Annotated in this window: 32 protein-coding genes and 1 pseudogene; 4 read left to right on the top strand and 29 right to left on the bottom strand. The window is 70.8% G+C overall.

Annotated features, from left to right (window positions below; genetic code table 11):
• Positions 1-27 precede the first annotated feature (27 nt).
• From secY to HWY08_RS15320, 28 genes and pseudogenes are all read right to left on the bottom strand, one after another.
• Positions 28-1,365 (bottom strand): preprotein translocase subunit SecY, encoded by a 1,338-nt coding sequence (secY, locus tag HWY08_RS15455; protein WP_176066776.1) that lies wholly within the window; start codon positions 1,363-1,365, stop codon positions 28-30.
• 72 nt (positions 1,366-1,437) lie between these two features.
• Entirely contained in the window at positions 1,438-1,941 is a 504-nt protein-coding gene (rplO, locus tag HWY08_RS15450; RefSeq protein ID WP_176066775.1) for a 50S ribosomal protein L15, read from the bottom strand.
• A gap of 69 nt (positions 1,942-2,010) precedes the next feature.
• A complete protein-coding gene (rpmD, locus tag HWY08_RS15445; RefSeq protein ID WP_176066773.1) occupies positions 2,011-2,244 on the bottom strand; it encodes a 50S ribosomal protein L30 in 234 nt (77 codons plus the stop codon).
• Positions 2,245-2,256: 12 nt separating this feature from the next.
• Positions 2,257-2,760 (bottom strand): 30S ribosomal protein S5, encoded by a 504-nt coding sequence (gene rpsE, locus HWY08_RS15440; RefSeq protein ID WP_176066771.1) that lies wholly within the window; start codon positions 2,758-2,760, stop codon positions 2,257-2,259.
• A gap of 9 nt (positions 2,761-2,769) precedes the next feature.
• Positions 2,770-3,129, bottom strand: coding sequence for a 50S ribosomal protein L18 (rplR, locus tag HWY08_RS15435; RefSeq protein WP_176066769.1), 360 nt, complete (start codon positions 3,127-3,129; stop codon positions 2,770-2,772).
• Between the two features lie 54 nt (positions 3,130-3,183).
• Positions 3,184-3,726: a 50S ribosomal protein L6 gene (gene rplF / locus HWY08_RS15430; RefSeq protein WP_176066767.1), complete on the bottom strand. Its 543-nt coding sequence runs from the start codon at positions 3,724-3,726 to the stop codon at positions 3,184-3,186.
• An 8-nt stretch (positions 3,727-3,734) separates the two neighbouring features.
• A complete protein-coding gene (gene rpsH / locus HWY08_RS15425) occupies positions 3,735-4,133 on the bottom strand; it encodes a 30S ribosomal protein S8 (RefSeq protein WP_176066765.1) in 399 nt (132 codons plus the stop codon).
• A gap of 12 nt (positions 4,134-4,145) precedes the next feature.
• Positions 4,146-4,331, bottom strand: coding sequence for a type Z 30S ribosomal protein S14 (locus HWY08_RS15420; protein WP_176066763.1), 186 nt, complete (start codon positions 4,329-4,331; stop codon positions 4,146-4,148).
• Positions 4,332-4,355: 24 nt separating this feature from the next.
• Entirely contained in the window at positions 4,356-4,898 is a 543-nt protein-coding gene (gene rplE / locus HWY08_RS15415) for a 50S ribosomal protein L5 (protein ID WP_176066761.1), read from the bottom strand.
• 100 nt (positions 4,899-4,998) lie between these two features.
• Positions 4,999-5,313 (bottom strand): 50S ribosomal protein L24, encoded by a 315-nt coding sequence (gene rplX / locus HWY08_RS15410; RefSeq protein WP_176066759.1) that lies wholly within the window; start codon positions 5,311-5,313, stop codon positions 4,999-5,001.
• A gap of 3 nt (positions 5,314-5,316) precedes the next feature.
• On the bottom strand, positions 5,317-5,685 hold the full coding sequence (rplN, locus tag HWY08_RS15405; protein ID WP_176066757.1) for a 50S ribosomal protein L14: 369 nt from the start codon (positions 5,683-5,685) through the stop codon (positions 5,317-5,319).
• A 3-nt stretch (positions 5,686-5,688) separates the two neighbouring features.
• A complete protein-coding gene (gene rpsQ / locus HWY08_RS15400; RefSeq protein ID WP_176066755.1) occupies positions 5,689-5,961 on the bottom strand; it encodes a 30S ribosomal protein S17 in 273 nt (90 codons plus the stop codon).
• Complete coding sequence (rpmC, locus tag HWY08_RS15395; RefSeq protein WP_176066753.1) at positions 5,958-6,182, bottom strand: 50S ribosomal protein L29; 225 nt, start codon at positions 6,180-6,182, stop codon at positions 5,958-5,960. The genes rpsQ and rpmC overlap by 4 nt, the downstream gene beginning before the upstream one ends.
• Positions 6,183-6,193: 11 nt before the next feature.
• On the bottom strand, positions 6,194-6,610 hold the full coding sequence (gene rplP, locus HWY08_RS15390; RefSeq protein WP_176066750.1) for a 50S ribosomal protein L16: 417 nt from the start codon (positions 6,608-6,610) through the stop codon (positions 6,194-6,196).
• A gap of 18 nt (positions 6,611-6,628) precedes the next feature.
• Positions 6,629-7,297, bottom strand: a complete 669-nt coding sequence (rpsC, locus tag HWY08_RS15385) for a 30S ribosomal protein S3 (RefSeq protein WP_176066748.1) — start codon at positions 7,295-7,297, stop codon at positions 6,629-6,631.
• Positions 7,298-7,317: 20 nt separating this feature from the next.
• Positions 7,318-7,802, bottom strand: a pseudogene (gene rplV / locus HWY08_RS15380) (50S ribosomal protein L22); the annotation flags it as partial.
• Positions 7,735-8,034, bottom strand: a complete 300-nt coding sequence (gene rpsS, locus HWY08_RS15375) for a 30S ribosomal protein S19 (protein ID WP_176066746.1) — start codon at positions 8,032-8,034, stop codon at positions 7,735-7,737. The pseudogene rplV and the gene rpsS, both read right to left, overlap by 68 nt.
• Before the next feature lie 24 nt (positions 8,035-8,058).
• Entirely contained in the window at positions 8,059-8,907 is an 849-nt protein-coding gene (gene rplB / locus HWY08_RS15370) for a 50S ribosomal protein L2 (RefSeq protein ID WP_176066744.1), read from the bottom strand.
• Positions 8,908-8,923: 16 nt separating this feature from the next.
• Positions 8,924-9,217: a 50S ribosomal protein L23 gene (locus HWY08_RS15365; protein WP_176066742.1), complete on the bottom strand. Its 294-nt coding sequence runs from the start codon at positions 9,215-9,217 to the stop codon at positions 8,924-8,926.
• Complete coding sequence (rplD, locus tag HWY08_RS15360; protein WP_176066740.1) at positions 9,214-9,834, bottom strand: 50S ribosomal protein L4; 621 nt, start codon at positions 9,832-9,834, stop codon at positions 9,214-9,216. Before rplD ends, HWY08_RS15365 begins: the two co-directional genes overlap by 4 nt.
• Positions 9,835-9,863: 29 nt before the next feature.
• Positions 9,864-10,169 carry a 30S ribosomal protein S10 gene (gene rpsJ, locus HWY08_RS15355; RefSeq protein WP_011421000.1) on the bottom strand — a complete coding sequence of 102 codons (306 nt, stop codon included), beginning with the start codon at positions 10,167-10,169 and terminating at the stop codon, positions 9,864-9,866.
• 78 nt (positions 10,170-10,247) lie between these two features.
• Positions 10,248-11,438: an elongation factor Tu gene (tuf, locus tag HWY08_RS15350; protein ID WP_176066737.1), complete on the bottom strand. Its 1,191-nt coding sequence runs from the start codon at positions 11,436-11,438 to the stop codon at positions 10,248-10,250.
• A gap of 50 nt (positions 11,439-11,488) precedes the next feature.
• Entirely contained in the window at positions 11,489-13,579 is a 2,091-nt protein-coding gene (fusA, locus tag HWY08_RS15345) for an elongation factor G (RefSeq protein WP_176066735.1), read from the bottom strand.
• Positions 13,580-13,714: 135 nt separating this feature from the next.
• Entirely contained in the window at positions 13,715-14,185 is a 471-nt protein-coding gene (gene rpsG, locus HWY08_RS15340) for a 30S ribosomal protein S7 (RefSeq protein WP_176066733.1), read from the bottom strand.
• Between the two features lie 21 nt (positions 14,186-14,206).
• A complete protein-coding gene (gene rpsL, locus HWY08_RS15335; RefSeq protein WP_176066731.1) occupies positions 14,207-14,578 on the bottom strand; it encodes a 30S ribosomal protein S12 in 372 nt (123 codons plus the stop codon).
• A gap of 190 nt (positions 14,579-14,768) precedes the next feature.
• The gene (gene mutY / locus HWY08_RS15330) at positions 14,769-15,884 is read right to left on the bottom strand and encodes an A/G-specific adenine glycosylase (RefSeq protein ID WP_176066729.1); all 1,116 of its coding nucleotides are present in this window, start codon (positions 15,882-15,884) and stop codon (positions 14,769-14,771) included.
• 587 nt (positions 15,885-16,471) lie between these two features.
• Entirely contained in the window at positions 16,472-17,080 is a 609-nt protein-coding gene (locus tag HWY08_RS15325) for a superoxide dismutase (RefSeq protein WP_176066727.1), read from the bottom strand.
• A gap of 137 nt (positions 17,081-17,217) precedes the next feature.
• Positions 17,218-18,402, bottom strand: a complete 1,185-nt coding sequence (locus HWY08_RS15320) for an MFS transporter (protein WP_176066725.1) — start codon at positions 18,400-18,402, stop codon at positions 17,218-17,220.
• An 81-nt stretch (positions 18,403-18,483) separates the two neighbouring features.
• On the opposite strand from HWY08_RS15320, the gene mtgA reads away from it, so the two are divergent.
• From mtgA to HWY08_RS15300, 4 genes are all read left to right on the top strand, one after another.
• Positions 18,484-19,269, top strand: coding sequence for a monofunctional biosynthetic peptidoglycan transglycosylase (mtgA, locus tag HWY08_RS15315; RefSeq protein ID WP_235969655.1), 786 nt, complete (start codon positions 18,484-18,486; stop codon positions 19,267-19,269).
• 49 nt (positions 19,270-19,318) lie between these two features.
• Positions 19,319-19,651: a CC/Se motif family (seleno)protein gene (locus tag HWY08_RS15310; RefSeq protein WP_176066721.1), complete on the top strand. Its 333-nt coding sequence runs from the start codon at positions 19,319-19,321 to the stop codon at positions 19,649-19,651.
• A gap of 119 nt (positions 19,652-19,770) precedes the next feature.
• A complete protein-coding gene (locus HWY08_RS15305; RefSeq protein WP_176066719.1) occupies positions 19,771-20,844 on the top strand; it encodes a CgeB family protein in 1,074 nt (357 codons plus the stop codon).
• Positions 20,844-21,626 (top strand): sugar phosphate nucleotidyltransferase, encoded by a 783-nt coding sequence (locus HWY08_RS15300; protein ID WP_235969654.1) that lies wholly within the window; start codon positions 20,844-20,846, stop codon positions 21,624-21,626. Before HWY08_RS15305 ends, HWY08_RS15300 begins: the two co-directional genes overlap by 1 nt.
• Before the next feature lie 27 nt (positions 21,627-21,653).
• Here HWY08_RS15300 and HWY08_RS15295 read toward each other — a convergent pair whose 3' ends face one another.
• Positions 21,654-22,952: a UDP-glucose dehydrogenase family protein gene (locus tag HWY08_RS15295; protein ID WP_176066717.1), complete on the bottom strand. Its 1,299-nt coding sequence runs from the start codon at positions 22,950-22,952 to the stop codon at positions 21,654-21,656.
• Positions 22,953-22,954 lie beyond the last annotated feature (2 nt).

Here is a 22,954-nt window from a genome sequence, read left to right as displayed (position 1 = left end):
GCGCCGGCGCTGGCCGGCGCGCGGGCGTCAGGCGCCGACGGTGGCGCTGCCGACGCGGCGGCCGCGGATGCGCGGGCCGCGCGGGCCGGTGAAGCCCTCGTAGTGCCGGGTGATGAGGTGCCCCTCGATCTGCTGCACGGTGTCGAGCGCGACGCCGACCACGATGAGGAGCGCCGTCCCGCCGAAGTAGAACGGGACGCCGAACTGGTTGATGAGCAGGGTCGGCAGCACGCAGACCGCGGCGATGTAGATGGCCCCGCCGAAGGTGATGCGCGAGAGGACGTGGTCGATGTAGTCGGCCGTCGTCTTGCCGGGGCGGATGCCCGGGATGTACCCGCCGTACTTCTTGAGGTTGTCCGCCACGTCGACCGGGTTGAACGTGACCGCCGTGTAGAAGTAGGCGAAGAACACGATCATGGCGACGTAGAACGTGTTGTAGATCCAGCTCCCCGGGCGCATCTGGTCGGAGAGCCGCGACAGGAAGGGGAACCACGAGGCGAGGGTGGCCGGGAAGAGCAGCACCGAGCTCGCGAAGATGGGCGGGATGACGCCGGCGGTGTTCACCTTGAGCGGCAGGTGCGTCGACTGCCCGCCGTAGAGCTTCCGCCCCACCACCCGCTTCGCGTACTGCACCGGGATCCGGCGCTGGCCGCGCTCGAAGAAGACGATGACGGCCACCACCGCCACCATCAGGGCGAGGAGCGCGAGGACCTTGAACTCGTCCAGCCCGGCGCCCGGCGTCCGGTAGGCGGCCCAGGTCTGGTAGATGGCGTCGGGGATGCGCGCCACGATGCCGGCGAAGATGATGAGCGAGATGCCGTTGCCCACGCCGCGCTCGGTGATCTGCTCGCCCATCCACATGATGAAGGCGGTGCCGGCGGCGAGCGAGATGACGGTGAGGAGGCGGAAGCCCCAGCCCGGGTTCTGCACCACCATGAGCCCGGTGTTGTCGCGCAGCGACTCGAGGTAGGTGGCGATCCCGATGCCCTGGATCACCGACAGCACGATGGTGCCATAGCGCGTGTACTGGGTGATCTTGCGCCGGCCGACCTCGCCCTCCTTCTGCATCTTCTCCAGCGCCGGGATGACCACGGTGAGGAGCTGCAGGATGATGGAGGCCGAGATGTACGGCATGATCCCGAGCGCGAAGATCGAGAGCTGCTCGAGGGCGCCGCCGGAGAAGAGGTTGAAGAGCCCGAGCAGGCCGCCCGAGCTCGCCACCACCCGCCGCATGGCGACGCGGTCCACGCCGGGGGTGGTGACGAAGATCCCGAGCCGGTAGACGGCGAGGATGCCGAGCGTGAAGAGGAGCCGCTTGCGCAGCTCCGGGATGCGGAACATGTTCGCGATGCCGCTCGTCACCATGCGCACGCCTCTCAACGTTCCGGCGGAGACGCGCCCCGCCCTGCGTCATCCACGGCGGGCCGTGGCCCGCGGTTACGCCTTCTTCTTGGCGGCGACCTTGGCGGCCTTCGCCTTCTGGTACATCGTCTGCGGCTTGGGGAGCACCTCCACCTTGCCGCCCGCCTTCTCGATGGCCGCGCGGGCGCCGGCCGTGACGCGGTCGGCCTTCACGGTGTAGGCGCCGGTGAGCTCGCCCTGCCCGAGCACCACCACGCCCTCGGCGTTCTTGCGGATGAGGCCGGCCTGGGCGAGCGCCGCCTGGTCCACCACCGAGCCCGCGGGCAGCGCCGCGAGCTTCGCCACCTGGACCTCGTCGAAGTCGCGGCGGAAGACGTTGGTGAAGCCGAACTTCGGCAGGCGCCGCTGGAGCGGCATCTGGCCGCCCTCGAAGCCCTCGAAGTGCATGTTGCCGCTGCGGGCCTTCTGGCCCTTGCCGCCGCGGCCGGCCGTCTTGCCGAGGCCGGAGGCCTGGCCGCGGCCGACCCGCTTGCGCTCGCGGTTCGCGCCCTTGGGCGCCTTGAGCTGGCTGAGTGACATCGTCGGAATCTCCCTTTTAACCCAGATGGGCGACCGTTGTCCCGCCTGCGGCGGCTGGTCGCGGCGGCGCTACGACTTGGCGGCCGCCTGCTTGCGGGCCTTGCGCCCGAGGGGCGGCGCGGCGTCGACGCGCTCCCAGGTGACGAGGTACCGCACCTTGTCGATCATCCCCAGCGTCTGCGGGGTGTCGGGCAGCAGCTTCGTCGAGTTCATCTTCTTGAGGCCCAGGCCCTGCACCACGACGCGGTGCGGAGCCGGGCAACCCGCGAGACCGCTGACGAGCTTCACGCGAATGGCGGACATGTCTTCCTCCGGCTAGCCCTGCAGCTCGGCCAGCTGCTTGCCGCGCAGGCGCGCGTTGTCGTCGGCGGAGCGGAGCCGCTTGAGGCCGGCCACGGTCGCCTTGATGACGTTGTGGGGGTTCCGCGAGCCCTGGCACTTGGTGAGCACGTTGCGGATGCCGGCCGCCTCGAGCACGGCGCGGACGGAGCCGCCGGCGATGACGCCGGTGCCCTCCCCGGCCGGCTTGAGCAGCACGCGGCCGGCGCCGAAGTGGCCGAGCACCTCGTGCGGGATGGTGGTGCCGACGAGCGGCACCTTGAACAGGTGCTTCTTCGCCTGCTCCCCACCCTTGCGGATCGCCTCGGGGACCTCGTTCGCCTTGCCGAGGCCGACGCCGACGTGACCCTGGCCGTCGCCGACCACGATGAGGGCCGAGAAGCTGAAGCGGCGGCCGCCCTTCACGACCTTGGCGACGCGGTTGATGTGGACGACCTTGTCCTGCAGGTCGAGATCGTTCGCGTTGATGGGTGCAGGCATGCGTATCCTCTAGAACTCGAGGCCGGCCTCGCGGGCCGCCTGAGCGACGGCCGCGATGCGGCCGTGGTAGTCGAAGCCGTTGCGATCGAAGACGACGCGCTGGATGCCCTTCGCCTTGGCAGCCTCCGCGATGGCGGTCCCCACCTTCTTGGCGGCGGCCGTCTTGTCGTCCTCCTTCACTTCGCCCTTGAGCGCCTTCGAGCCGGTCGAGACGGCGGCCAGGGTCGCCCCGGTCGTGTCGTCGACGATCTGCGCGTACATGTGCTTCAGGCTCTTGTAGACGGTGAGCCGCGGACGCTCGGTGGTGCCGCTCAGCTTCTTCCGGATGCGGGCCTTGCGCTTCTCGCGTGCGGTGGTGTGCTTCGCCATGGTGGTTCCTCCGTGCGCCGGCGCAGGAGCAGCCGGCGCATGAGCTGGGGCGGCCTAGGCCGCGCCGGTCTTGCCTTCCTTGCGACGGATGGTCTCCTCCGCGTACTTGATGCCCTTGCCCTTGTACGGCTCGGGCGGGCGCAGCGCGCGGATCTTGGCGGCGGTGAGGCCGAGCAGGTGCTTGTCCACGCCGCGGACGACCAGGCGGGTCTGCTTCGCGTCGATCTCCGCCGTCACCCCCTCGGGGAGCCGGAAGACGACCGGGTGCGAGAAGCCGAGGGTGAAGTTGATGTCCTTCCCCTTCAGCTCCGCCTTGAAGCCGACGCCGTTGATCTCGAGCGCCCGCTCGTAGCCCTTCACGACGCCGTCGATGGCGTTCCTGACGAGCGTGCGGGTGAGGCCGTGCAGGCCCTTCGACTCGCGGGAGTCGTCGGGCCGCGTGACGTGCACCTCCTTGCCCGTCACCTCGACCTTGACGCGCGGGTTGAACGGGAAGTGCATCTTCCCCTTCGGCCCCTCGACCTTGATGTCGCCGTTCGCGACGGCGACCTTGACCTTGTCCGGGATCTTGACCGGAATCTTGCCGACTCGGGACATGGCTTCTCCTACCAGACGGTGCAGATGAGCTCGCCGCCCACCTTCTGCTTGCGGGCCTCGCGATCCACCAGCACGCCCTTCGACGTGGAGAGGATGGCGATCCCCATCCCGTTCAGCACCCGCGGGATGGAGTCGGTGGGGACGTAGCGGCGCAGGCCCGGCTTCGACACCCGCTTGATGTCGCTGATGGCCGGCTCGCGGTCCGCGCTGTACTTGAGCGTGATGGTGATGGCGCCCTGCGCGCCGTCGTCGTGCCGGACGAACTCCTTGATGTAGCCCTCCTCGCGAAGGACCTCGGCGATGCGCGCCTTGAGGCCGGAAGCGGGGACGACCACCTTCTCGTGCCGGGCCGACGACGCGTTGCGGATGCGCGTCAGCATGTCGCCAATGGGATCGGTCATGGACATGGGTGAGGTCTCCTACCAGCTCGACTTGATGACGCCGGTGATCTCGCCCTGCAGCGCGCGCTTGCGGAAGCAGATGCGGCACATCTGGAACTTGCGCAGGAACGCGCGCGGGCGGCCGCAGAGCTCGCAGCGGTTGTACTGGCGGACCGGGAACTTCAGCTTGCGCTTCGCCTGCGCCATCTTTGAAAGCTTCGCCATTCGTGAATCTCCTGGGCTCTTCCGCTACTGGCGGAACGGCATGCCGAGCGACCGGAGCAGCGCGCGGCCTTCCTCGTCGTTGCGGGCCGTCGTCACCACGGTGATGTTCATGCCCTTGATCTTCTCGACCTTGTCGTAGTTGATCTCGGGGAAGATGATCTGCTCGCGTACGCCGAGCGTGTAGTTGCCCTTGCCGTCGAACGCCTTCGGCGAGACGCCCTTGAAGTCACGGACCCGCGGCAGCGCGACCGTGAGGAGGCGATCCAGGAACTCGTAGGCGCGGTCGCCGCGCAGCGTGACCATGGCGCCGATCGACTGGCCCTGGCGCAGCTTGAAGTTCGCGATGGACTTGCGCGCCTTGGTGATGACCGGCTTCTGGCCGGCGATCTGGGCGAGCTGCTCCACCGAGGCGTCGATGATCTTGCCGTTGTTGATGGCCTCGCCGAGGCCCATGTTCACGACGACCTTGTCCACCCGCGGCACCTGCATCGGGTTCTTGAACCCGAACTCCTTCATGAGCGCCGGGCGGATCTCCTTCTCGAACCGCTCCTTCAGCCGTGCTGCCATCTCGACTCTCCTTGCCTTCGGCCGGCGCCAGCTCCTGCCGGGCGATGCGTCGTTGCTGCGGTGACGGGGGAGCCTGTCTCCCCCGGAATCGGCGCCGCGTCTACTTCGCGGCCGCCCGCTTCTCGCGCCGCGCCTTCTCCTTGGCGCCGTGCTCGCGGGCGATCTTCTCCTTGCGCGCCGGCTTGTCGCCCGCGCCCACCACCATCACGTTCGAGATGGCGATGGTGCCGTTCTGCTCGATGATGCCGCCCTCGGGGTTCGAGGGGTTGCGGCCCTTCTTGAGGTGCCGCTTCACGACCTGGACCTTGTCCACCCGGACCCGGCCCTTCTCGCGCAGGACCTCGAGCACCTTGCCCGACTTGCCCTTGTCCTTGCCGGCGATGACCTTGACCGTGTCGCCCTTGCGGATCTGCATGACCTAGAGGACCTCCGGCGCGAGCGAGATGATCTTCATGAACTTGCGGGCGCGGAGCTCGCGGGCCACCGGGCCGAAGATGCGGGTGCCGATCGGCTCGAGGTCCTTGTTGATGAGGACCGCCGAGTTGCCGTCGAACCGGATGTAGCTGCCGTCCGGCCGCTTCACCTCGCGGCTGGTGCGGACGATGACGGCGCGCGCCACCTCGCCCTTCTTCACCTTGGCCGCCGGGATGGCCTCCTTGACGGCGACCACGATGACGTCGCCGATGGAGGCGTAGCGGCGGCGCGAGCCGCCCAGGACCTTGATGCACATGACGCGCTTCGCGCCGGAGTTGTCGGCCACGTCGAGCATCGTCTGCTGCTGGATCATGGCTTAGACCTCCGCCGCCTTCTCGAGCGTCTCGACCACCCGCCAGCGCTTGTCCTTCGAGAGCGGCCGGGTCTCCTCGATGCGCACCTTGTCGCCCGGCTGGCACTCCTGCTTCTCGTCGTGCGCCTTGAACTTGGTGGCCTTCATCACGATCTTGCCGTACTTCCGATCGGCCACGCGGCGCTCGACCTTGACGACGACCGTCTTCGTCATCTTGTTCGAGACGACCACGCCGATGCGGGTCTTGCGGCTCCCGCGCTCCGTCTCCGTCGTCATGCCTGCTCCTTCTTCCCGGCCGCCTGCGCCGCGAGCTCCTGCTGCCGCTTGACCGTGAAGCAGCGCGCCACGTCCTTGCGCGCCTTCTTCAGGTCGGCGGTGGAGTCGAGCACGCCGGTGTTGTGCTTGGACTTCATCTCGAAGAGCGACCGCTTGAGCTCCTTCGCCCGTTCGGCGAGCTCCTGCGGCTGCAGCTCCTTCAGCTCCTTGGCGGTGGCCATGTCGTCGGCTCCTAGAGCGTGGCGCCGCGCTTCACGACCTTGGTCGCGATCGGCAGCTTGTGAGCGGCGAGGTGGAAGGCCTTCTTGGCGATCTCGTCCGTGACGCCCTCCATCTCGTAGAGGATGCGGCCCGGCTTCACGACGGCGACGTAGTACTCCACGTTGCCCTTGCCGGTGCCCATGCGCGTCTCGGCGGGCTTCTTGGTGATGGGCTTGTCCGGGAAGACCCGGATCCAGATCTTGCCGCCCCGCTTCACGAAGCGGGTCATGGCGACACGGGCGGCCTCGATCTGGCGGCTGGTCAGCCACCCGCACTCGGTCGCCTGCAGGCCGTACTCGCCCTGGTTGAGCTCGGAGCCGCGGTACGCCTTCCCGCGCATGCGGCCCTTCATCATCTTCCGATATTTCGTTCGCGCCGGCTGAAGCATGTCGTTCTCCCGGAGGTGCTAGACGCGGCCGGCGTGGCGCGGGGGGCGCGCCGGCGACGAAGCCGGCAGGACCTCGCCCCGCATGATCCACACCTTGCAGCCGATCTTGCCGTAGGTGGTCTTCGCCTCGGCGAACCCGTAGTCGATGTCCGCGCGGAGCGTGTGCAGCGGCACGCGGCCCTCGCGGTACCACTCGTAGCGCGCCATCTCGGAGCCGCCCAGGCGGCCGGAGCAGGCGACGCGGATGCCCTTGGCGCCGAACTTCTGCGCGGTCTGGACCGACTTCTTCATGGCGCGGCGGAAGGCGATGCGGCGCTCGAGCTGGGTGGCGATGTTCTCGGCCACCAGCTGCGCGTCGGTCTCGGCCTTCCGGACCTCGACCACGTTCAGGTAGACCTCGTTCTGCGTGAGGCCCTGGAGGTCCTTCTTGATGGTCTCGATGCCCGCGCCGCGCTTCCCGATGACGATCCCGGGGCGCGCCGTGTGGACGTTGATCTTGACCTTGTTCGCCGCCCGCTCGATCTCGATCTTGGAGATGCCGGCCTGGCCGAGCTTCTCCTTCACGAACTCACGCAGGTGGATGTCCTCGTGGAGCCACTTGGCGTAGTTCTTCTCCTCGTACCACTTCGACTCCCAGGAGCGGATGACGCCGAGGCGGAACCCGATCGGATGGACTTTCTGACCCATGAGCAGTTCTCCTCGTTCTCTCAGGCGCGAGCGCCGGTCCCGAGCTCGACGTAGACGTGGCTGGTGCGCTTCTCGATGCGGAAGGCGCGGCCCATGGCGCGGGGCATGAAGCGCCGCATCTTGGGGCCACCGTCCACGGTGAGCGTCTTCACGAAGAGCGCGTCCACGTCGACGTGGCCGCCCTTCTGCTCGGCGTTCGCCACCGCGGAGCGCAGCAGCTTCGCGAGGGGCTTCGCCGCGGACTGCGGCGTGTAGCGGAGCATCGCGAGCGCCTCGCCCACCGGCATGCCGCGCACGTGGTCGGCGACGAGCCGCACCTTGCGCGGCGCGACCCGCAGGAACGAGAGGCTGGCGTGCGGCCCCGCCGGCGCCTTCGCCGCGCGCTTGGCGGGCGCGGCCTTCTGCTTCTTTTCGGTCTCGGCCATGTCGGTGGCTCCTTACTTCTTCGGGGCGGGGGCGGGCGCCGCCGCGACCTTCTTCTCGGCCGAGTGGCCGTGGAAGGTGCGCGTCGGGGCGAACTCGCCCAGCTTGTGCCCGACCATGTTCTCGGTCACGAACACCGGCACGAACTTGCGGCCGTTGTGGACCGCGAAGGTGTGGCCGACGAAGTCGGGCAGGATGGTGCTCCGCCGCGACCAGGTCTTGATGACCGACTTCTTGTTGCCCTTGTTCGCGTCCTCGACCTTCTTGGCGAGGTGCTTGTCGGCGAACGGGCCCTTCTTGATGGAACGCGCCATGTCGTTGTCCTCGTCCCGTGAGCGCTAGTGCGGCCGGTTGCGGATGCCGGGCTGGCGGCGGGTGACGATGAGCTTGTCGGTGCGGCGGTTGTTGCGGGTCTTGAGGCCCTTCGTCTTCTGGCCCCAGGGCGAGACCGGGTGCGGGTTGCCCTGCCCCGACTTGCCCTCGCCGCCGCCGTGCGGGTGGTCGACCGGGTTCATGGCCAGGCCGCGGACGGTGGGGCGGATGCCCAGCCAGCGGCTCTTGCCGGCCTTGCCCACGCGCACCGAGGCGCTCTCGATATTGGAGAGCTGGCCGATGGTGGCCTTGCAGTCCTGCAGGACCATCCGGACCTCGCCCGACGGCATGCGGATCTGGGCGTAGGCGCCCTCCTTCGCCATGAGCTGGCCGAAGGAGCCGGCGGAGCGGATGAGCTGCCCGCCCGAGCCCGGCTGCGCCTCCAGGTTGTGGAGGACGGTGCCGACCGGGATGGAGCGGATGGGGAGCGCGTTCCCGGGGCGGATGTCGACGCCGTCGCCGGAGAGGAGCACGTCGCCCACGTTCAGGCCGACCGGGGCCAGGATGTAGCGCTTCTCGCCGTCCTTGTAGTGGAGCAGCGCGATGCGGGCGGTCCGGTTCGGGTCGTACTCGATGGCCGCGACCTTGGCCGGCACGCCGTCCTTCTCGCGCCGCCAGTCGATGACGCGGTAGCGGCGCTTGTGGCCGCCGCCCATGTGGCGGGTCGTGATGTGGCCGTGCGCGTTGCGCCCGCCCGTCTTGCGGATCGCCTTGGTGAGCTTCTTCTCGGGCTTCGACTTGGTGATCTCCGCGAAGTCGGAGACCGTCATGAGGCGCCGCCCGGCGCTCGTAGGCTTGTAGCTCTTGAGGCCCATGGTCCGTTCCCTTGCGCTACGCGCCCTCGAAGAGCGAGATGGTCTCGCCTTCCTTCAAGGTCACGATGGCCTTCTTCCAGTTGGGGCGGCGGCCGAGGTTCCGGCCGACGCGCTTGTTCTTGCCGCGGGCGATCGAGGTGCGGACGGCGGTCACGTGGACGCCGAAGAGCTTCTCGACCGCGCCCTTCACCTGGATCTTGGTCGCGTCGCGGTGCACCTCGAAGGCGTACTGCTGCGCCGCCTCGCGGCCGCGCTCGGACTTCTCGGTGATGAGCGGACGCTTCACCACGTCCTGATCGGCGAGCATCATGACAGGGAGGCCTCCAGCTTCTTGGCGCTCTCGGCGGTCAGCACGAGCGCGTCGTGCTTCAGGATGTCGTAGACGTTGAGCCCCTCGGCGGCGAGGAAGTCGGCGCCGCGGAGGTTGCGCACGCTCTGCTCGAGCGCGACGTTCGCGGCCGCGTCCACCACCAGCACCTTGGCGAGGCCCAGCTTCTTCAGCACCTGGGCGGCGGCCTTGGCCTTGGGGGCGTCGGGGGCCCACTTCTCGACGATGAGCAGCTTCTGGTCGCGGTTGCGCAGCGCCAGCGCCGAGCGGAGGGCCGCCTTGCGGACCTTCTTCGGCACCTCGTACCCGTAGTCGCGCGGCTTCGGCCCCATGGCCTTGCCGCCGCCGACCCACTGGCTGGCGCGGGTCGAGCCCTGGCGGGCGCGGCCGGTGTGCTTCTGCTTCCAGGGCTTCTTGCCGCCGCCGGACACCAGCGAGCGGTTCTTGACGGCGTGGGTGCCGGAGCGGTCGGAGGCGAGCTTCGCCTTGACCACCTCGTAGAAGAGGTGCTCGTTCACCTCACCGGCGAACACGGCGTCGGCGAGCTCGATCTCGCTCACCTTGTTCTTCTCGAGGTCGTAGACGTCGAACTTGGCCATGGTGGTTCCTCAGTAGGGGCCCGGGGCCCCTACTTGATCTCCACGTCGACGCCGGCCGACAGGTCGAGCTTCATCAGCGCGTCGAGCGTCTGCGGCGTCGGCTCGAGGATGTCGAGCAGCCGCTTGTGCGTGCGGATCTCGAACTGCTCGCGCGACTTCTTGTCGACGTGCGGGCTGCGGAGGACGGTGAACTTGTTGATCCGGGTGGGGAGCGGGATGGGGCCGGCCACCTTGGCGCCGGTCCGCTTCGCCGTCTCCACGATCTCACCGGCCGACTGGTCGAGCAGCTTGTAGTCGTAGGCCTTGAGCCGGATCCTGATCTTCTGAGTCGCCATTGAAGAGCCTTTGTCTCGATCCTCGGCGCTGCGCGCCGCCCGCGGGTCGCGGGCGGTGCCGTCCGCCGCGGCGTCCTTCTACTGGATGACCTCGGCCACCACGCCCGCGCCGACCGTACGGCCGCCTTCACGGATGGCGAACCGGAGCTCCTTCTCCATGGCGACGGGGGTGATGAGCTCCACCTCCACCGACACGTTGTCCCCCGGCATCACCATCTCCACGCCCTTCGGCAGCGTCATCGTCCCGGTCACGTCCGTCGTCCGGAAGTAGAACTGCGGCCGGTACCCGTTGAAGAACGGCGTGTGACGACCGCCCTCCTCCTTCGTCAGGACGTACACCTCGCCCTTGAACTTCGTGTGCGGCGTGATCGACCCCGGCTTCGCCAGCACCTGACCGCGCTCCACCTCCTCGCGCTTCAGGCCGCGCAGCAGCGCCCCGATGTTGTCGCCCGCCTGCCCCTCGTCGAGCAGCTTGCGGAACATCTCCACGCCCGTCACCACCGTCTTCGCCGTGGGCTTGATGCCGACGATCTCGACCTCCTCGCCCACCTTGATGACGCCGCGCTCCACGCGCCCCGTCGCCACCGTCCCGCGCCCCGAGATCGAGAACACGTCCTCGACCGGCATCAGGAACGGCTTGTCCGTCGCGCGCTTCGGCGTCGGGATGTAGCTGTCCACCGCGTCCATCAGCCGACCGATCGACGGCTCGCCCAGGTCGCCCTTGTCGCCCTCGAGCGCCTTCAGCGCCGACCCCTTCACGATCGGGATCTCGTTCCCCGGGAACTCGTACTTCGTCAGGAGCTCGCGGACCTCCAGCTCCACCAGGTCGAGCAGCTCCTTGTCGTCCACCATGTCGCACTTGTTCAGGTAGACCACGATGTACGGCACGCCCACCTGCCGGGCGAGCAGGATGTGCTCGCGCGTCTGCGGCATCGGGCCGTCCGCCGCCGAGACCACCAGGATGGCGCCGTCCATCTGCGCCGCGCCGGTGATCATGTTCTTCACGTAGTCCGCGTGGCCCGGGCAGTCGACGTGCGCGTAGTGCCGCTTCTCCGTCTGGTACTCCACGTGCGCCGTCGCGATCGTGATGCCGCGCTCCCGCTCCTCGGGGGCCTTGTCGATCTGATCGTACGCCATGAAGCTCGCCATGCCCTTCGCCGCCGCCACCTTCGTGATGGCAGCCGTGAGCGTCGTCTTCCCGTGGTCGACGTGCCCGATCGTCCCCACGTTCACGTGCGGCTTGTTGCGCTCGAACTTTTCCTTGGCCATGGCTCCTGTCCTCTCTGGTCTGCGGCTCGAAAGTGGTTGCGCGGGACCGCCTACTTCGCGACGGCGGCGCCCTTCGACTTGGTGACGATGGTCTCCGCGATGCTGGCGGGGACCTGCGCGTAGTGCGCGAACTGCATGGTGTAGGTGGCGCGGCCCTGGGTCTTCGACCGAAGGTCCGTGGCGTAGCCGAACATCTGGGCCAGCGGCACCTGGGCGGTGATGACCTGGATGCCGGCGCGCGGGGCCATGCCGTGGATCTTGCCGCGGCGCGAGTTGATGTCGCCGATGACGTCGCCCATGTACTCGTCGGGCGTCAGCACCTCGACGTCCATGATCGGCTCGAGCAGGACCGGGCCCGCCTTGGCGGCGCCGTCCTTGAAGCCCATGGAGCCGGCGATCTTGAACGCCATCTCGGACGAGTCGACGTCGTGGAAGCTGCCGTCGAAGACCTCGACCTTGATGTCGACCATCGGGAAGCCGGCCAGCACGCCGCCCTGCATCGCCTCGACGATGCCCTTCTCGATGGGGGCGATGAACTCCTTGGGGATGGAGCCGCCCACCGTCTCGTTCTCGAAGGAGAAGCCGGCGCCCGGCTCCTGCGGGATGAGGCGCAGCCAGCAGTGGCCGTACTGGCCGCGGCCGCCGGTCTGCCGGATGTAGCGGCCCTCCGACTCGACCCTCTTGGTGATGGTCTCGCGGTAGGCGACCTGCGGCTTGCCGACGTTCGCCTCGACCTTGAACTCGCGGAGCATGCGGTCGACGAGGATCTCGAGGTGGAGCTCGCCCATCCCGCGCATGATGGTCTGACCCGTCTCCTCGTCGGTGTGGACGCGGAACGAGGGGTCCTCCATCTGGAGGCGCTGCAGGGCGAGGCCCATCTTGTCGGAGTCGCCCTTGGTCTTCGGCTCGACGGCGACCGAGATGACCGGCTCCGGGAACACCATCTGCTCCAGGATGACCGGCTCGTCCTCGGTGCAGAGCGTGTCGCCGGTGGTGGAGGAGCGCAGGCCGACCGCGGCCGCGATGTCGCCGGCGAGGACTTCCTTGATCTCCTCGCGCTTGTTGGCGTGCATCTGGAGGAGGCGACCGACGCGCTCCTTCTTGTCCTTGGTCGCGTTGTAGACGTACGACCCGGCCTCGAGCTTGCCGGAGTAGACGCGGATGAAGGTGAGGTTGCCGACGAACGGGTCGTTCATGAGCTTGAACGCCAGCGCGGCGAACGGCTCGGAGTCGGAGGTGCCGCGGACGACCTGGACGCCCTTCGGGTTCACGCCCTTGATCGGCGGGACGTCGAGCGGGCTCGGCAGGTAGTCGACGACGGCGTCCAGGATCTGCTGCACGCCCTTGTTCTTGAAGGCGGTGCCGCACAGCACCGGGAAGAACTTGAGCCCGATGGTACCCTTGCGCAGGGCGCGCTTGACCTCGTCGTTCGTGAGCGAGTGGCCGTCGAGGTACTTCGCCATGAGCTCGTCGTCCACCTCGGCGACGGACTCCTCGAGGGCGGCGCGGTACTCCTTCGCCTGCTCGACCAGCTCGGCGGGGATCTCGATCTCCTGGTACTTCGCCCCCATCGTCTCGTCGTCGAAGGTGATGCCCTTCATCTTGACGAGGTCGACCATGCCGCGGAACTTGTCCTCGGCGCCGATCGGGAGGTGGAGCGGCACCGGCTTCGCGCCGAGCTTCTCCTTGATGGTGCCGACCGACATGAAGAAGTCGGCGCCGACGCGGTCCATCTTGTTGATGAAGCAGATGCGGGGGACCTCGTACTTGTCCGCCTGCCGCCACACCGTCTCGGACTGGGGCTCGACGCCGTTCACCGCGTCGAACACGGCGCAGGCGCCGTCGAGGACGCGGAGCGAGCGCTCCACCTCGATGGTGAAGTCGACGTGGCCGGGGGTGTCGATGATGTTGAGGCGGTGCTCGCGCCAGAAGGCGGTGGTCGCGGCGGAGGTGATGGTGATGCCGCGCTCGCGCTCCTGCTCCATCCAGTCCATGACGGCCGTGCCTTCATGGACCTCGCCGATCTTGTGGGTGACGCCCGTGTAGAAGAGGATCCGCTCGGTCGTGGTCGTCTTGCCGGCATCGATGTGCGCCATGATGCCGAAGTTGCGGTAACGCTCGAGCGGAGTGGTGCGGGCCATGTGTCTCTCGGTCTCTTCCCTTGCGACGTTGAATGCGGACCTTCGTCGCCTCGCGGCGTTGACGACCTCTTCCGAGCTGTCAAAGAGCAGCGTACCGACCGCGGCGAGCCGAGCCCGCCGCACCGCTCTTCACGTCTACCAGCGGTAATGCGCGAAGGCCTTGTTCGCCTCCGCCATCTTGTGCGTGTCCTCGCGCTTCTTCACGGCGTTGCCGCGGTTGGAGGCGGCGTCCATGATCTCGCCGGCGAGCTTGTCCACCATCGTCTTCTCGCCGCGCGCCTTCGAATAGTCGATGAGCCAGCGCATGGCAAGCGCCGTGCGGCGATCCTGGCGGACCTCGACCGGCACCTGGTAGGTGGCGCCGCCGACCCGGCGGCTCTTCACCTCGACCACCGGCTTCACGTTGTCGAGCGCCTTCTTGAAGATCTTGAGCGGGTCGTCCTTGAGCTTCTGCTCCACCTGGTCGAAGGCGCCGTAGATGATCCGCTCACCCACGGACTTGTTGCCCTTCCGCATCAGGTTGTTGACGAACTTCGCCACCAGCCGGTCCTGGAACTTGGGATCGGGGAGGATCTTCCGCTTCTCGACTTCGCGACGACGAGGCATCGAGGCTGGTCCTTGGAAAAATTAGCTGGGGCGCTTGGCGCCGTACTTGGAGCGGCTCTGCTTGCGGCCCTGCACGCCGACGGCGTCGAGGGTCCCGCGGATGATGTGGTAGCGCACGCCCGGGAGGTCCTTCACGCGGCCCCCGCGGATGAGGACCACCGAGTGCTCCTGCAGGTTGTGCCCGACCCCGGGGATGTAGCTCGTCACCTCGAAGCCGTTGGTGAGGCGGACGCGGGCGACCTTGCGGAGCGCCGAGTTCGGCTTCTTCGGCGTCGTCGTGTAGACGCGCGTGCACACGCCGCGCTTCTGCGGCGACTCGCGAAGCGCGGGCGCCTTCTTCTTCACCTGGAGCTGCTCGCGGCCCTGGCGCACCAGCTGGCTGATCGTCGGCATGCTTGAAAGAGCTTCCTTCAATGAAAACGCCCCGCTCGCTGCAGTGGGGCGCCCGTGAACATCGACAGACCCATCCGTCGAAGGGGCGCGAATTATACGGTTCCACCGCCTGCTGTCAAGCAGGGATTCGCGCGCTTCTTCCGGCGGCGCGCAAGGTACTCGCACCGCGGCCCGGCGCCAAGCGCGATCTTCATTCTTCCTCACGAATTCTGCGGCGCGCGGCGGGACGGCCGCTCGCCGGCAGCGCCTCCACCAGGGCCCGGGTCGCCGCGGAGAGCGCGAGCGCCGGCAGCTCCTCGGGCGCGGCCAGCCGGAGCTGCCCCCCCGGAGGCGGCAGCCGCGCGACGCTGCCGCGAAAGGCCGTGAGCGCCAGGCGCCGGTGCGTCAGCACCCGCTCCACGCGCGCCAGCTCTTTCCCCACCCTCACCCGCAACCCCCGCAGCGCCAGGGCTTCCGCGAGAGCGGCGGGCGCGGTCGCCCCAGGTGCGACCTCCGCCCCGGGCAGCTCCCAAAGCCCCCCGAAGAGGCCGCCCGGCGGCCGGCGCTCGAGCAGCAGCCGGCCGCCCTGCACGACGACCGCGCACGCCACCTCGAGCCGGCGCGGCGCCCGGCGCGCCCGCGCCGGCGGCAGCTCGCGCTCCCGGCCGCGGGCGCGCGCCGCGCAGCAGGGGGCGACCGGGCAGCGCGCGCAGCGCGGCGCCGCCTTCCCGCAGACGGTCGCGCCGAGGTCCATGAGCGCCTGGTTGAGCTCGCCCGGCCGCGGCCCGCGCACGAGCTCCGCCGCGAGCGCCCACAGCCGCGCCCGCGTGGCCGGAGCCTCCGGCGCGCCCTCGACGCAGCCGAGGCGCGCCAGCACCCGCGCCACGTTCCCGTCCACGCAGGGCTCCTCCAGGCCGAAGGCGATGCTCGCCACCGCGCCGGCCGTGTAAGGGCCGAAGCCCGGCAGCGCCGCCAGCGCCTCGCGCGAGCGCGGGACGCCGCCGTGCCGCGCGAGCATCTCCCGCGCCGCCGCGCGAAGCCGCCGCCCGCGCGCGTAGTAGCCGAGCCCGCTCCAGCGCGCGAGCACCTCGTCCTCGGACGCCTCGGCGAGCGCCTCGAGCGTCGGGAAGCGCTCGAGGAAGCGGAGGTAGTACGGCACCACCGCCGCCACCTGCGTCTGCTGCAGCATGACCTCCGAGATCCACACGCGGTAGGGATCCGCCTCGCCCGTCGGGAAGCGCCAGGGCAGCTCGCGGTGCCCCGCGTCCCACCAGGCGAGGAGTCGGCGGCGGAGGGCGGAGCGGCGGGCGGAGGGGAGGACGGGCATCGGGAGCACCACGATCTACCGCGACCGCGAACTCGACCGCGAACTCGACCGCAACCCGAGTCCCGGGGCCACCTCGTCGCTCACGCGCGCCCCGGACGCGCCGCCCCGCGCCCGCGCGCGCACGAGGCGCCATTGCGAAGCGCCGCCGCGGGCGCCACGTTCGCCGGAACGCGCCGAGTGGACACCGACCGCGGCGAGGACTGCTCGAAGATCCGCGCCGCGCAGGCGGCGCGGATCAAGGTTCCGCAGCCGCGTCGCGGGAACCGAGGTGCGCGTTCCGGCCGAGGGGCACCCCTTGCGGCGCGGAGCACGGGCGCCGACGCGCGCGCGGGCGCGGGGCGGCTGGGTTGCGCATGGCGCCCCCGACCGTGAATGAAGCGTGGATGAGAGGCCCCTCTCCCCCACCCCTCTCCCTGGCTGCGCGGGGCGAGGGGAGCGGCACCCGGTGGGCGACCGCGACCTCGACCTCGACCTCGACCGCGACCTTCGACCGCGACCTTCGACCGCGAACTTTGGACTCCGGAGACACGACGGCCCGGGCCGCATGACCCGGGCCGCGTGTCACTGTCAGCGTGGGCGGGTGCGCGCTACTTCAGCCGGCTCTCGCAGGTCTGCCAGTTCACGTTCTTGAAGAACGCGTCGACGTACTTGGCGCGCTCCGTGGCCTGGTAGTCGCGCATGAAGGCGTGCTCCCAGCCGTCCATCACCAGGATCGGCTTGAAGCCCGCCGGGTTGCCGTCGTTGTGCAGGGTGATCCAGTGGTTCGACAGCCAGCCGGTGTTCGGGTCCTGGTACAGGATGGCCCAGCCCACGCCCGGCATGGTCGCCACCGCGCGGAAGTCGGCCAGCCAGGTCTCGTACTTGCCGCCGAACGAGGCCTCGATGGCCTTGCGGAGCTTGCCGCCCGCCGGCGGCTCGGCCTGCGCGCCGCCGGTGAGGTTCCCGAAGTAGTACTCGTGCAGGACCATGCCGTTGTACTCGAACCCCATGCGGCGGGTGAGCTCGGCGTAGACCGGGTCGGCGCCCGAGGCCTTCCCGTCGCCGCACAGGGCGAAGAGCTTCTCGGTGAGCGTGTTGGTGCGCTTCACGTAGCCCGCGTAGAGCTTGAGGTGCTCGGCGATCTGGTTGTCGGAGATGCCGGTGAGCCCGCGCACCTTCGAGAAGTCGTGCTCCGCGTACTTCTTCACGTCCGCCATCACTGCCTCCTGGCCTGACTGGCCGCTCGAGAAAGCTTCACCGTTTCGGATTGCGCGGGGCTTACCGGCACGCCCCGGGTGGATCAAGGAACCAAAAGGGCTTGGGTCCGCGGAGCCGCGAGCCGCGGCCGCCGCGGTCAGGCGGCCCTCCCGAGGCGCCCGCCCCATGCACTCAGGGTGAGCACCCCCGCAGCCAGGAGCGCCAGCGCCCCGGAGGTGGCCAGCGCTTCGCCCGCGCCTCGCGTGCTCCACAGCCAGCCCGTCAGCACGCTCGCCGGGAGCGCCACCGCGCCGGTGACCCCGTGATACCACCCGTAGGCCCGGCCGCGCGCGCCGCGATCCGCCGCGTCGGCCACGAGCGCGCGCTCCGCGGCCTCGGCCAGGCCGTGGTAGAGCGCGTAGAACCCGAAGAGCGCCGCCACCTGCCAGCGGGCGTTCGCCGCCGAGAAGCCGAGGTAGGCGAGCCCGTAGGCGACCCATCCCCCCGCGACCACCCAGGCGCGCGGCAGCCGGTCCGAGAGCGCGCCGCCCGGCGCCCCCGCCAGCGCCTTCACGAGGTGGTGCCCGAACCAGAGCAGCGGCACCTGCGCCGCCGTGTACCCCACGTCGTGCGCCTTCCGGAGCAGGAAGGCGTCGGAGGAGTTCGCGAGCGCGAAGATCGCCGCGCAGGCGAGGTACCTCCAGAACGCCCCCGAGAGCGGCCTGTCCGCCGCGTCCGCGTTCGCGTTGCGTTTGCCGGTCGCGGTCGCGGTCGAGGTCGAGCTCCCCCCCGGCCGCAACCCGAGCAGCACCAGCGCCGGCGCCACCAGCCCCAGCGCCGCCGCGACCGCGAAGGTCGCGCGCAGCGCGCGCTCCTGCGGCAGCGCCGCGAGGGCCAGGAGCAGCCCCGAGGCGACGAGCGGCCCCACCGCCGCCCCCAGGTGGTCGAGCGAGCGCTGGACGCCGAAGGCGCGGCCCGCGCTCTCCTCCGCCACCGCGTCGGCCAGGAGCGCGTCGCGCGGCCCGGAGCGGATCCCCTTCCCCACCCGGTCGGTCAGGCGCGCCAAAAGGACGTGCCAGGGCGCGAGCGCGGCCGCGATGCCCGCCCGCGCCAGCGCCGGGAGCCCGTAGCCGCCCACCACCAGGAGCCGCCGCGGCCCGCGGTCGGACCACCGCCCCGCCAGCACCTTGACGCCGCTCGAGACGGCGTCGGCGCTGCCCTCGATGAGGCCGAGCAGCCCGACGCCCCCGCCCAGCTCGGCCAGGTAGAGCGGCAGGAGCGGGAAGATCGCCTCGCTCGAGACGTCGTTGGCGAAGCTCGCGAAGCCGAGCAGCCACACCACGCGTGGAAGTCCGCCGGACCGTGGCCGCCGCATCGCGCCCCCGCGTCGAAGCTTAGCGTGAGCGGTGCTAAGGTGCCCGCCGTGCGACGCCTCGCCGCGCTGGTCACTCTCTCCGCCCTCGCCCTCCTCGCGCTCTACGCGGGGCTGTGGGTCGTCCTGCCCGATCCCTCGGAGGTGAAGACGAAGAACCCGCGGACCACCGCCGTCATCGAGCAGCGCCGCGCCGAGGCGCGCGCGCACGGCCGGACGCTGCGGGTCCACCAGAGCTGGGTCGGCCTCGACCGCGTGGCGCCCGCGCTGGTGCAGGCGGTGCTGGTCTCCGAGGACGCGCGCTTCTACGGCCACGGCGCGTTCGACTGGGCCGAGGTCGAGGCGGCCGCCGACGACAGCCTGCGCTCCGGCCGGGCGCTCCGCGGCGCCTCCACGCTCACCCAGCAGCTGGCGAAGAACCTCTGGCTCGGGACCGAGCGCTCCGCCTGGCGCAAGGCGAAGGAGGCGGTGCTGGCGGTGAAGCTCGAGCGCGCGGTGCCGAAGCGCCGCATCCTCGCCCTCTACCTCAACGTGGCGGAGTGGGGCGAGGGGGTGTTCGGGATCGAGGCCGCCGCCCGGGCGCGCTTCGGCGTGCCGGCCGCCGCCCTCTCGCCCGCGCAGGCGGCGCTGCTCGCCGCCATGCTGCCCGCGCCGCGCCGCGCCGACCTCGACCACCCCTCGCGCTGGCTGGCGCGGCGCGCCCGCCGCATCCTCGACCGGATGCTCGCGGCCGGCCGGCTCGACGAGGCCGCCCACGCCGCCGCCGCGCGCGAGCTCGCCTGGTACCTCGACCGATCGACCGGCGACGAGGAGCCGCCGCCGGAGGACGCCGGCTAGCTCGGCGGGGGCGTTGCGCCCGCCCCGCCGCCGGGCCACACCCTCCCCCATGATCTCCCTCACCCCCGCGGCGCGCGAGCTCATCCTGGCGAAGGGCGTGGCGGTCCGGCTCGAGCTCGCCCGCGTGGTGCACGGCGGCTGCGGCGTGCCCCCGCTCCAGGAGCGGCCCTCCGTCCGGTTCGGCGCGCCGCCCGCGGCCGAGCGCGACGCGTACCGCGAGTCGACGGTGGACGGGATCACCGTGCACGTGCCCCGGGCCCTGCCGGACGGGCGGGCGCTGACGCTCGGGGTGGCGTCGTTCCTCGGCCTGCGGCGGCTCGTGCTCCAGGGCTGGAACCCGCTCGGCTGGGAGCTCTCCGCCGGCGGCGACGCCCGCCGCTGAGCGCGGGCGGACGGCCCCGGCACGCCGGCGGCGACGCCGCCAGCGCGGGGGCTGCGGGTCCCGGGCGGCGCGCGTTACCTTCCGTGCAGGGGCGCGGCGGCGCCTCGCCTGGGAGGCGCATGCGGCTCGTCGTGTTCGGGCTCACCATCAGCTCGTCGTGGGGCAACGGGCACGCGACGCTCTGGCGAGGGCTCGCGCGCTCGCTCGCGCGGCGGGGCCACCACCTCACCTTCTTCGAGCGCGACGTCCCGTACTACGCCGCGGCCCGCGACCTCACCGCGCTGCCCGGGGGCGCGCTGTGGCTCTACGCGGCCTGGGGCGACGCGCTCCCGGCCGCGCGCCGGGCGCTCGCCGAGGCCGACTGCGCCATGGTCACCTCCTACTGCCCGGACGGCGCGGCCGCGGCCGAGCTCGTGCTCGAGTCGCGCGCGCCGGTCCGCGCCTTCTACGACCTCGACACGCCGGTCACGCTCGACCGGGCGCGGCGGGGCGAGGCGGTCGACTACATCGGGCCGCGCGGGCTGGGCGGCTACGACCTGGTGCTCTCCTTCACCGGCGGCGCCGCGCTCTCCGAGCTGGCGCGGGCGTTCGGGGCGCGGCGGGTCGTGCCGCTCTACGGCAGCGTCGACCCGGAGGTGCACCGGCCCACCGCCGCGGCGCCCGCCTTCCGCGCCGACCTGTCGTACCTCGGGACCTACGCCCCGAGCCGCCAGGCGGCGCTCGAGCAGCTCTTCGTCGAGCCGGCGCGCCGGCGGCCGGAGCGCACGTTCGTGCTGGGCGGCGCCCAGTACGGGCGCGACTTCCCCTGGCGCGACAACATCCGCTACGTGCGGCACCTCCCGCCCTCCGACCACCCCGCCTTCTACTGCTCCTCTCCGCTGACCGTGAACGTCACCCGCGGGCCCATGGCGGCCATGGGCTACTGCCCCTCCGGCCGGCTGTTCGAGGCGGCCGCCTGCGGCACCCCGGTGCTCTCCGACGCCTGGGAGGGCCTCTCCGCGTTCTTCGAGCCCGGGCGCGAGATCCTGGTCGCCCGCGACACGGAGGAGGCGCTGGCCGCGGTCGACCTGCCGCCCGGGGAGCTCGCCCGCGTCGGGCGCGCCGCCCGCGCGCGGGTCCTCGCCCAGCACACGGCGGAGCGGCGCGCGGCGGAGCTCGTCGCGGCCATCGAGGGCGCCGGGAGGGCCGGCTGATGTGGGGCGTCATCCCGGCCGCCGGCGTGGGGAGCCGCATCCAGCCGCTCGCCTTCTCGAAGGAGCTGCTCCCGGTGGGGAGCCAGCTCGTGGACGGGACCGAGCGGCCCAAGGCGGTCTCGGAGTACCTCGTCGAGCGCATGCTCCGCGCCGGAGCGCGCAAGCTCTGCTTCGTCGTGTCGCCCGGGAAGAGCGACATCGTCGAGTACTACGGCGGCCAGATCGGCCCGGCCCACGTCTGCTACACGGTGCAGCCGCGGCCGGCCGGGCTGTGCGACGCGCTCTTCCGCGCCCTGCCCTGGATCGCGCCGCACGAGGAGGTGCTGGTCGGGCTGCCGGACACGGTCTGGTTCCCGGCGGACGGGCTGGCGCGCCTCGGCGGCGACTTCTCCTTCCTGCTCTTCCCGGTGGCGCGCCCCGACCTGTTCGACGCGGTGGTGACCGGCGCCGGCGGGGAGGTGCGCGCCATCGAGGTGAAGGCGGAGCACCCCTCCACGCGCTGGATCTGGGGCGCGTTCCGGCTCTCCGGGGAGGTGCTGGCCCAGCTCCACCTGCTGTGGATCGAGCGCGCCCGGAGCGACGAGTACTTCGGGACGCTCGTGAACGCGTGGCTGGGCCGCGGCGGCCACGCGCACGCGCTCCGGGCCGGCGAGGCGTACGTGGACGTGGGCACGCTGCACGGCTACCACGAGGCCCTGCAGATCCTCCGCGGCCAGGAGGCCGCGCGCCACGTCCGCGAGGAGGCGGAGCGGGAGGAACCGGCGGCGCCGCCGGAGCCGTGAGCGGCCCGGCCGCGGCGCGGCCGGGGGCTACCGCCGCCCGATCCCGTAGTAGACGAACCCCGCCTCCCGCATCGCCTCCGGATCGAAGATGTTGCGCCCGTCGAACACCACCGGCAGCCGCATCGACTGGCGGATCCGCGTCAGGTCGGGCTTGCGGAACTGGTTCCACTCCGTGACGACGAAGAGCGCGTCGGCCCCCTCGACGCAGTCGTAGGGGGTCTCGGCGTAGGAGATGCGCGCCCCGAAGTGCTTCTCCGCCACCGCCTCCGCCACCGGGTCGTGGCAGCGGATGGTGGCGCCCTTCCCGAGCAGCCCCTCGATGACCTCCACCGCCGGCGACTCCCGCATGTCGTCGGTCTTGGGCTTGAAGGCGAGGCCCCACACCGCGAAGCGCTTGCCGGCGATGGCGCCGGCGAAGTGGCGCATGGCCTTGTCGACGAGCGCCCGCTTCTGCCGGCGGTTGGTGTGCTCGACCGCCTTCAGGATCTCGAGGTCCACCCCCGTCTCGCGCCCGGCGGCGATGAGGGCCGAGACGTCCTTCGGGAAGCAGGAGCCGCCGTACCCCACCCCGGGGAAGAGGAAGGAGTACCCGATGCGCCGGTCGGCGCCGGCGCCCTTGCGCACCTGGTCCACGTCTGCGCCGATGCGCTCGCAGAGCAGCGCGATGTCGTTCATGAACGAGATGCGCGTCGCCAGCATGGCGTTGGCCGCGTACTTGGTGAGCTCGGCCGAGCGCGGGTCCATGAAGAGGATGGGCTTCTCGGTCCGCACGAACGGCGCGTAGATCTCGGCCAGCAGCTTGCGCGCCCGCTCCGAGGCCGTGCCCACCACCACCCGGTCCGGCTTCTGGAAGTCGTCGATGGCCGCCCCCTCCTTGAGGAACTCGGGGTTCGAGACCACGTCGAACTCGGCCTCGGTCAGCCGCGCCATCGCCTCGCGCACCTGGTCGGTCGTGCCCACCGGCACCGTGCTCTTCAGCACCACCGCCGTGTACTCCCGCAGGTGCCGCGCGATCTCCGCCGCCGCCGCCAGCACGTGCCGCAGGTCGGCCGAGCCGTCGTCGCCGGGCGGGGTGCCGACGGCGATGAACACCACCTGCGCCTTCGCCACCGAGGCGTAGTCGGTCGAGAAGGCGAGCCGCTTCTGGCGCACGTTGCGCCGCACGAGGTCCTCCAGGCCCGGCTCGTAGATCGGGAGGTACCCGTCCTCGAGCCACCGGATCTTCTGCTCGTCGGTGTCGATGCAGGTGACGGCGTTGCCCGAGTCCGCCAGGCACGCCCCCGCCACCAGCCCCACGTACCCGCTGCCCACCACGCTGATCCGCACCC

The sequence above is a fragment of the Anaeromyxobacter diazotrophicus genome, from assembly GCF_013340205.1.
Taxonomy (GTDB): Bacteria; Myxococcota; Myxococcia; order Myxococcales; family Anaeromyxobacteraceae; genus Anaeromyxobacter_A; species Anaeromyxobacter_A diazotrophicus.
The sequence above is the reverse complement of the archived record's forward strand: the minus strand, read 5'-3'. Positions and strand labels throughout refer to the sequence as shown.

Coding starts and splice junctions, on each gene's coding strand:
- rpsH (WP_176066765.1), bottom strand. CDS start 4,133: ATGTCCATGACCGATCCCATTGGCGACATGCTGACGCGCATCCGCAAC.
- rpmC (WP_176066753.1), bottom strand. CDS start 6,182: ATGGCCACCGCCAAGGAGCTGAAGGAGCTGCAGCCGCAGGAGCTCGCC.
- rpsJ (WP_011421000.1), bottom strand. CDS start 10,169: ATGGCGACTCAGAAGATCAGGATCCGGCTCAAGGCCTACGACTACAAG.
- rplB (WP_176066744.1), bottom strand. CDS start 8,907: ATGGGCCTCAAGAGCTACAAGCCTACGAGCGCCGGGCGGCGCCTCATG.
- HWY08_RS15325 (WP_176066727.1), bottom strand. CDS start 17,080: ATGGCGGACGTGAAGAAGTACGCGGAGCACGACTTCTCGAAGGTGCGC.
- rplD (WP_176066740.1), bottom strand. CDS start 9,834: ATGGCCAAGTTCGACGTCTACGACCTCGAGAAGAACAAGGTGAGCGAG.
- rpsL (WP_176066731.1), bottom strand. CDS start 14,578: ATGCCGACGATCAGCCAGCTGGTGCGCCAGGGCCGCGAGCAGCTCCAG.
- tuf (WP_176066737.1), bottom strand. CDS start 11,438: ATGGCCAAGGAAAAGTTCGAGCGCAACAAGCCGCACGTGAACGTGGGG.
- rpsQ (WP_176066755.1), bottom strand. CDS start 5,961: ATGACGACGGAGACGGAGCGCGGGAGCCGCAAGACCCGCATCGGCGTG.
- fusA (WP_176066735.1), bottom strand. CDS start 13,579: ATGGCCCGCACCACTCCGCTCGAGCGTTACCGCAACTTCGGCATCATG.
- rplF (WP_176066767.1), bottom strand. CDS start 3,726: ATGTCCCGAGTCGGCAAGATTCCGGTCAAGATCCCGGACAAGGTCAAG.
- rplP (WP_176066750.1), bottom strand. CDS start 6,610: ATGCTTCAGCCGGCGCGAACGAAATATCGGAAGATGATGAAGGGCCGC.
- HWY08_RS15305 (WP_176066719.1), top strand. CDS start 19,771: ATGCGGCTCGTCGTGTTCGGGCTCACCATCAGCTCGTCGTGGGGCAAC.
- HWY08_RS15300 (WP_235969654.1), top strand. CDS start 20,844: ATGTGGGGCGTCATCCCGGCCGCCGGCGTGGGGAGCCGCATCCAGCCG.
- rpmD (WP_176066773.1), bottom strand. CDS start 2,244: ATGTCCGCCATTCGCGTGAAGCTCGTCAGCGGTCTCGCGGGTTGCCCG.
- mutY (WP_176066729.1), bottom strand. CDS start 15,884: ATGCCCGTCCTCCCCTCCGCCCGCCGCTCCGCCCTCCGCCGCCGACTC.
- rplE (WP_176066761.1), bottom strand. CDS start 4,898: ATGGCAGCACGGCTGAAGGAGCGGTTCGAGAAGGAGATCCGCCCGGCG.
- rpsS (WP_176066746.1), bottom strand. CDS start 8,034: ATGGCGCGTTCCATCAAGAAGGGCCCGTTCGCCGACAAGCACCTCGCC.
- HWY08_RS15420 (WP_176066763.1), bottom strand. CDS start 4,331: ATGGCGAAGCTTTCAAAGATGGCGCAGGCGAAGCGCAAGCTGAAGTTC.
- HWY08_RS15310 (WP_176066721.1), top strand. CDS start 19,319: ATGATCTCCCTCACCCCCGCGGCGCGCGAGCTCATCCTGGCGAAGGGC.
- rplN (WP_176066757.1), bottom strand. CDS start 5,685: ATGATCCAGCAGCAGACGATGCTCGACGTGGCCGACAACTCCGGCGCG.
- rplX (WP_176066759.1), bottom strand. CDS start 5,313: ATGCAGATCCGCAAGGGCGACACGGTCAAGGTCATCGCCGGCAAGGAC.
- rplO (WP_176066775.1), bottom strand. CDS start 1,941: ATGTCACTCAGCCAGCTCAAGGCGCCCAAGGGCGCGAACCGCGAGCGC.
- rpsC (WP_176066748.1), bottom strand. CDS start 7,297: ATGGGTCAGAAAGTCCATCCGATCGGGTTCCGCCTCGGCGTCATCCGC.
- rplR (WP_176066769.1), bottom strand. CDS start 3,129: ATGGCGAAGCACACCACCGCACGCGAGAAGCGCAAGGCCCGCATCCGG.
- secY (WP_176066776.1), bottom strand. CDS start 1,365: ATGGTGACGAGCGGCATCGCGAACATGTTCCGCATCCCGGAGCTGCGC.
- rpsG (WP_176066733.1), bottom strand. CDS start 14,185: ATGCCTCGTCGTCGCGAAGTCGAGAAGCGGAAGATCCTCCCCGATCCC.
- rpsE (WP_176066771.1), bottom strand. CDS start 2,760: ATGCCTGCACCCATCAACGCGAACGATCTCGACCTGCAGGACAAGGTC.
- HWY08_RS15365 (WP_176066742.1), bottom strand. CDS start 9,217: ATGATGCTCGCCGATCAGGACGTGGTGAAGCGTCCGCTCATCACCGAG.